This is a genomic window from Methanobrevibacter filiformis (assembly GCF_001639265.1).
GTDB lineage: Archaea > Methanobacteriota > Methanobacteria > Methanobacteriales > Methanobacteriaceae > Methanacia > Methanacia filiformis.
Window position 1 is genome coordinate 1 of sequence record NZ_LWMT01000036.1, and the last position, 6,970, is coordinate 6,970.

The 6,970-nt window shown below is 28.5% G+C and carries 5 protein-coding genes; all 5 read left to right on the forward strand.

What is annotated here, in order from left to right:
- Positions 1-265 precede the first annotated feature (265 nt).
- The 5 genes from psmB to MBFIL_RS01385 all read left to right on the forward strand — a co-directional run bounded on the left by psmB (position 266) and on the right by MBFIL_RS01385 (position 6,751).
- Positions 266-895: an archaeal proteasome endopeptidase complex subunit beta gene (gene psmB / locus MBFIL_RS01365; RefSeq protein WP_066970739.1), complete on the forward strand. Its 630-nt coding sequence runs from the start codon at positions 266-268 to the stop codon at positions 893-895.
- A 129-nt stretch (positions 896-1,024) separates the two neighbouring features.
- Complete coding sequence (locus MBFIL_RS01370) at positions 1,025-2,932, forward strand: beta-CASP ribonuclease aCPSF1 (RefSeq protein ID WP_066970741.1); 1,908 nt, start codon at positions 1,025-1,027, stop codon at positions 2,930-2,932.
- A 307-nt stretch (positions 2,933-3,239) separates the two neighbouring features.
- Complete coding sequence (gene purM / locus MBFIL_RS01375) at positions 3,240-4,262, forward strand: phosphoribosylformylglycinamidine cyclo-ligase (protein WP_066970744.1); 1,023 nt, start codon at positions 3,240-3,242, stop codon at positions 4,260-4,262.
- 190 nt (positions 4,263-4,452) lie between these two features.
- Positions 4,453-5,484, forward strand: a complete 1,032-nt coding sequence (comC, locus tag MBFIL_RS01380; protein WP_066970746.1) for an L-sulfolactate dehydrogenase — start codon at positions 4,453-4,455, stop codon at positions 5,482-5,484.
- Positions 5,485-6,208: 724 nt separating this feature from the next.
- Positions 6,209-6,751 carry a ferritin gene (locus MBFIL_RS01385; RefSeq protein ID WP_066970749.1) on the forward strand — a complete coding sequence of 181 codons (543 nt, stop codon included), beginning with the start codon at positions 6,209-6,211 and terminating at the stop codon, positions 6,749-6,751.
- The last annotated feature ends 219 nt before the right edge of the window (positions 6,752-6,970 follow it).

Here is a 6,970-nt window from a genome sequence, read left to right on the forward strand (position 1 = left end):
AAAATAGATATTGTAATATTAATTAATAATAAATATTATAAAAATAATATATGATTACAAATTTAATAATATATAATTACAAAGTTAATAATACTAATTTTTAATAATTTTAAATATATAGCTTAAATAAAAATTATTTAAAAACTATTTTCTATGAATTTTTAATGATAAAAATAAAGTTAAAAACAAAATTAATCAACTCAATAATTATTAATCAATTATTATCCATTTATAATCAAAAAAAATATTAAGAGGTGCCCATTTTATGAATAATAAAAACACATTAGAATTAGAAGGTACAACAACTGTTGGGATTACATGCAAAGATGGTGTTGTGTTTGCAAGTGAAAGAAGAGCTAGTATGGGTAATTTAGTGGCTCATAAAGTAGCAGATAAGATATTTAAAATTGATGAGCATATAGGAGCTACAATTGCAGGCTCTGTAGCAGGTGCACAAAGTTTAATGAAAATTATAAGTGCTGAAGTCTCATTATACCGACTTAGAAATGGTAAGAACATTAGTATCGAAACAGCTTCATCTATATCATCTAATATTTTGCATTCTTCACCACAGTACGTTCAAACACTTCTTGGAGGAGTGGATGAGAACGGAGCATCCATTTATTCTCTTGATGCTGCTGGAGGAGTAGTTAAAGATACATTTATATCAACAGGATCTGGATCTACATTTGCTTACGGTGTTTTAGAAGACAGATTTAAAGAAGATATTAGTGTAGAAGAAGGAATTGCAATAGCTATGAGAGCTATTAAAGCAGCAACTGAAAGAGATACTTTTTCAGGAAATGGAATATTAGTTGCAACCATTACAGAAGAAGAAGGATTTAAAAAATTAGAAAAAGAAGAAATTGAAGCTAAATTAAAAGAATTTAATTAAATTCTTTAACTATTTTTTATATTTTAATTTTATCTTATTTAATTGAATCTTATTTTATATACACATGTTTATTTTATGCTGTAAAATACCAATAGAGATTACAGCAACTTATTTTTTAGAAGTGATGAAATGACTTCAGAGATTTTAGAAGAAATCAAAAAAACAATAGTGCAAAGATTACCAGAAAGGGTTCAGGTTGCCAAAGTAGAATTTGAAGGTCCAGAAGTTGTCATATATACCAAAAACCCAAAAATCATAACTGAAAATGGCGATTTAATACGAAACTTAGCTAAGGACTTAAGGAAAAGAATAATTATTAGATCTGATAAATCTGTTTTACTTGACCCTGACAAGACAATTGACAGAATTCATGAGATTGTGCCTGATGAAGCCCAAATTACCAATATCTCCTTTGATGAGGTAACATGTGAAGTTGTTATTGAAGCGAAAAAACCAGGACTTGTTATTGGAAAATTTGGAGTAACTTCAAGAGAAGTTGTTAAGAACACAGGATGGGCGCCAAAAATATTAAGAACTCCTCCAATTACATCCGAAATAATTGAAAAGGTTAGAAACACCTTAAAGCACAACAGTAAAGAAAGAAAAAAGATATTGCAAAATTTAGGCACTAGAATACATCAAGGAGTTAAATATGAAAACGACTGGGCTCGTTTAACCTCAATGGGAGGATTTAAAGAAGTTGGAAGATCATGTATGCTACTTCAAACCCCTAACAGTAGAGTACTCTTAGATTGTGGAGTAAATGTAGCAGGAAATGATGACAAAACATCTTACCCCTATTTGAATGTTCCAGAATTCTCAATAAGTGAATTAGATGCAGTTGTTATATCACATGCTCATTTAGACCACTGTGGATTCTTACCTTACCTTTATCACTATGGATATGAAGGACCAGTGTATTGTACAACACCTACAAGAGATCTAATGACTCTTTTACAACTAGATCATATAGATATAGCTCACAGAGAAGGTAACCCTCTCCCCTTCAATATAAAACATGTGCAAAAGAGTATAAAACATACCATAACTCTTGATTATGGAGAGGTGACAGATATAGCTCCAGATATAAGATTAACCTTACATAATGCAGGACACATCATAGGGTCTGCAATGTGCCATATGCACATTGGAGATGGTCAGCATAATATTGTATATACTGGAGACTTCAAAAACGAACGAAGTAGACTCCTTGAGAGAGCCACAACAAAATTCCCACGAATGGAAACATTAGTTATGGAAAGTACCTATGGGGGACATGAGGATGTTCAGCCATCAAGGAATGAAGCTGAAAAAGAGATGATGAGAACAATCTACACCACCTTAAAACGAGGAGGAAAAGTATTAATTCCAGTTTTCGCAGTAGGTCGTGCACAGGAATTAATGATAGTTCTTGAAGAATATATGCGCCACGGAATGATTAAAGAAGTACCAATCTATATTGATGGAATGATATGGGAAGCAACAGCTATTCACACAGCAAGACCTGAATACTTAAGTAAAGACTTAAGAGACCAAATATTCCATGTAGGAAGAAATCCTTTCATCTCAGATGCATTCCATAAAGTAAAAAATGTCAGTAAAAGAAAAGACATCGTTGAAGGAGAACCATCAATCATTTTATCAACATCAGGAATGCTTACTGGAGGAAATTCAGTAGAATATTTCAAATGGTTAAGTGAAGACCCTAAAAGTACCTTAATTTTTGTAGGATACCAATCAGAAGGATCATTAGGTAGAAGAATCCAAAAAGGATGGAAAGAAATCCCACTGAACGAAGAAGGTAAAACAAAATTATACAATGTTAAAATGCAAATTAAAACCATAGAAGGATTCAGTGGACACTCTAACAGAAATCAGCTTATGGACTATGTGAAAAGACTTAGTGTAAAACCTGAAAAAATAATAACATGCCATGGCGACCCATACAAAACAGTAGATCTAGCATCAAGCATCCACAGAAGCTATAAAATAGAGACAAAAACGCCACTTAACTTAGAAGTAACAAGAATACAATGAATATTGAAAGTAAATGGTAGATAAATTAAATAGTAATTAAGTATTAAATAAATTATACCTACTAATCTAATGGTAAATTAAATAACAAATTAGTATTAAATAAATTATACCTACTAATCTAATGGTAAATTAAATAACAAATTAGTATTAAATAAATTATACCTACTAATCTAATGGTAAATTAAATAACAAATTAGTATTAAATAAATTATACCTATTACATAATATAACATTTAATACTATATAATATAATATTTAATATTACATAAATCTTAAAAAATACATAATAGCTATATAAGGTGAGTTAATGGTTACTTATTCTGATTCAGGTGTTGATATAAGCCTTGAGGAAATTACTGTTTCCAAATTGGCATCTAAATTAAAACCTACTTTAAAAAATAGAGACATCATAACCGAAAGCGGACATTTTGCAGCTTTAGTTAAGTTAGGAAATAAAGGAATAGCTATGAGTACTGATGGTGTCGGAAGTAAGATTTTAATAGCTAAAATGATGGAAAAATACGACACTATAGGTATTGATTGTATAGCTATGGTTGTGAATGATTTGCTTTGTGTTGGGGCAGAACCAATAGCACTAGTAGATTATTTAGCTGTAGAAACACCTAACCCTGAAATAGCATCAGAAATCGCAGCTGGACTTGTAAAAGGTGCTGAATTATCAAAAATAGCTATTATTGGTGGAGAAACTGCATCACTTCCAGAAATAGTGAAAGATTTCGATTTAGCTGGGACAGGAATTGGTTTTGTTGATTTAGATAAAATCATTACTGGTGAAAACATTAAAGGCGACGATATATTAATTGGAATTCGCAGCAGCGGAATACACAGTAATGGACTAAGTCTAGCAAGAAAAGCATTATTTGAAAAAGGAAAATTTAAAATTAATGATAATGTAGGAAATAGTAGAAATACTGTAGGAGAAGAACTTCTAAAACCTACTGAAATTTATGTACATCCTATTATTGAACTTTTAGGTAAGAATTTCAATATTAAAGGCTTAGCACATATTACAGGTGGAGGGTTTAATAACCTTAAACGATTAAATAAAAATGTAGGATTCAGTATTACAGATTTACCTGAACCACAACCAATATTTAAACTAATACATCAACAAGGAGTGCCAATTAAAGAGATGTATAACGTATTTAATATGGGAATTGGCTTTGTAGTAATAACAAGTCCAGAAGATTCAGATAATGTTCTTAAAGCTTTAAATAAAAATGTAGAAGCTTATGAAATAGGTAAAGTTAATTTTAACTCCGAAGAAATAACTATAACTACTTTTGAAGATAAAATATTAAAATATTAAAATTAATTTAAAAACACGAAATTTAAAAAAGACATGAAAAATGAATATAATAAAAATTATTTTAGATATTGAATATAGATATATACTAAAGAATTTTGAATATATATTATTAAAGAATTAAAAATAAAATAATGAAAATAACAGAAAAATACTTCTTATTTACTGTTAAGTTCTTAAAAAAGGTGTAGTAATGAAATTAGCTGCAAAAAATGAAAAATTATTAGTTACAAACATATTAATGAAATTAGGCTTAAATGAAGAAAAGGCTAATATAGTCGCTGAAGCAACATTAGATGCTGATTTAAAAGGATTCACTTCTCATGGAATTGGAAGATTCCCCCAATATACCCTAGGTATTGAAAACCATAACATCAATATTGAAAGTGATATAGAAATAGAGAAAGAAACTGAATCCATCGCATTAATAAATGGACATAATGGTTTTGGGCAAGTAGTTGCATATAAAGCTATGAAATTAGCTGTTGAAAAAGCTAAAAAAACAGGAATTGCTGCTGTAGGAACATATAACTCAAACCACTTTGGAGTTACAGGATATTACTCAGATATAGCTGCTAAAGAGGATGTTATTGGAATGGTAACAGCAAACACTGAACCTGCAGTCGCACCTTTAGGTGGAAAAGAACCAATACTCGGTACAAACCCAATAGCTATTACAATTCCATCAGAAGAAACATATCTAGCTGTAGATATGGCAACATCAACAACTGCAAGAGGGAAATTACTTGAATCTGAAAGAAAAGGTCAAAAGATTCCTGAAAATCTTGCATTAGACAGTGAAGGAAAACCAACTACAGATCCAAGTGAAGCATTAAAAGGCTCAATATTACCATTTGGAGCCCATAAAGGATACGCATTAGCTTTTATGATAGAAGTACTTACAGGTCCACTTGTAAATGCAGCATTTGGTAAGGGAGTAACTGGAACAGCTAATCATTGCAATAAATGTACTAAAGGAGATTTATTCATAGCTATTGATCCTGCTAAGTTTGTAGGTACTGATAAATTCAAATCAGAAACAGAAGAATTTATAAATGAGGTAAGGACTAGTGCACCAAATACAATAATTCCTGGAGACCTAGAAGCTAAAAAAATAGAAAATAACTATAAAGAAGGTTTAGCTATTGATAAAAAATTGTATGAGAAATTAAAAACAATATGTGATAACTTAGGAATCAATGTAAACGATTACCTAGATCAATAGCTATTAAAAGAAATAATATTTATTTATTATACTTCTTTTCTAGTTTTATCAATTAATACATTACTAATTACTAATTTAGTAACCTATTAATTGTATTATCATGAAACACTAAAAATTCACTTTTATATTAATAAAAGCATAATTAATGCTTAAAATGCTTTATTTTTGGAAATAGATTTTGATCAAACTTTTTTAAAAGTTTGTTTCATATTAATAAAAGCATAATTAATGCTTAAAATGCTTTATTTTTGGAAATAGCTTTTGTTCAAACTTTTTTTAAAAGTTTGAAATGTTTGTTTCATATTAATAAAAGCATAATTAATGCTTAAAATGCTTTATTTTTGGAAATAGATTTTGATCAAACTTTTTTTAAAAGTTTGAAATGTTTGTTTCATATTAATAAAAGCATTTCTTATATCCAAAATACTTATTTTTAGAATAGCTTTGATCAAACTTAATATATTAAGTTAAAAAATCTTTGATTTTCTTAAACTTTTATTTCCAGAGGAATTTAGAGAAATCTTCGATTTCTCGTTTTCAAAAATTTGAAAATCATATTCAAAATTAAAATAAGAATTAAATCATAGATTGTTCTTATAGAATAAAAAAATATTTAAATAGTGAATACAATAATAATATATATGTAGTTATTTTAATAATATCTTTATAAAATAACTTCAGCAAAAAGATTTTTTAATTTTAAAATTAAAGAAATAGTGATAAAATGGTATCTAAAAAAACATATGAAGAAAGAAGAGTAAGCTCAATTAGTCCAAAAACTGCAGAACTATTAATAGCCCAAATAGGACATGAATTATATAACCATAACTTATACAAAACATTTGCAAACTATTTTGCGGTTAAAGGATTACATAAATTAGAAGAATATTATACTTTAAGAGCAGGAGAAGAATTAGAACATCACACATGGATTGTTGACAGATTAAACTATGCTGATGTATCATATAAATACCCTGCAATCCCTGAAGTAGATGCTGAAATCAAAGATGAAGAAGACACCTTCCTCCAAACATTAGATAAGGAAATCGAAACAACCGAGCTTATTTACAATATTGTAAACACTGCTAAAGAAGAAAAAGACTGGGAAACCGTTTATTGGTTACAAGAAACTTTAGTTAATGAGCAAACTGAAGAAGAACATATAAGTAGAAAATTCTTAAAAACAGCTAAACAAGATACCGACTGGATTGCAAAAGAAGAATACATTTTAGATTCCTACAATGAATCATCAGGTGAAGATGAGTAGAGTTATTAATAATATACTCTTACTATATTTTATTTATTCTTAATTATTTTTACATTATCTAACATATTAGATTATATTTATTCTTAATTATCTTTACATTATCTAACATATTAGATTATATTTATTCTTAATTATCTTTACATTATCTAACATATTAGATTATATTTATTCTTAATTATCTTTACATTATCTAACATATTAGATTATATTTATTCTTAA